Here is a 543-nt window from a genome sequence, read left to right on the forward strand (position 1 = left end):
ACATGAACTTCAGCAATCGCGGGTTCGGTGCCAAGTCCTTCGATATTCAGTACCGGCAGCGGCGGTTGCGTGTCATGCACAATTCTGTTGTGGTCCGATGGGAATTGGAATATGATCTGGAGTCCGGCGCGGTCGCGTTCGATGGATCGGACTCGACGCTTGTCCATGCTCAAGAATATTTGTACGGGAAACTCTGATGGAAGAAATCAAGGGCGGCGGCCGACGCCGAGTTGCGGCAAAGAAAGTGGCACCCAAATACGATCCGGCCAATGACATTGCAAATGAGGTGGCTCCGGAAGACGGGGCTAAGCCCACAAGTGCTACTAAAGCGGCGGCTATACCCAAGACCATTGAGGCCAAGCGTGCGCCGCAGCTGCTGTCCGTGGTTCCGGGGTGGGTCTGGAAATGCGGTAAGTTTCGGTGGATGCCTCAGGACTTCGGGACCGAGAACGAGCGCATGAAAGAACGCGTGATCGACTCGTCGAAGCAGGATCAGAGCATTGGTATGTTTCTGGACGACCCGACGACGCCCATGCTCTACTG

The 543-nt window shown here is 56.2% G+C and carries 2 protein-coding genes; both read left to right on the top strand.

Annotated elements, in window-relative coordinates; genetic code table 11:
• On the top strand, positions 1-197 hold a 197-nt coding region (locus AC1RP1_RS07755), incomplete at its 5' end, for a hypothetical protein (protein ID WP_481762683.1).
• A partial coding sequence (locus AC1RP1_RS07760; protein ID WP_481762684.1) for a hypothetical protein occupies positions 197-543 on the top strand: 347 nt, incomplete at its 3' end. The genes AC1RP1_RS07755 and AC1RP1_RS07760, both read left to right, overlap by 1 nt.

The sequence above is a fragment of the Dellaglioa sp. CoH-56-MRSF-13 genome (assembly GCF_056782095.1).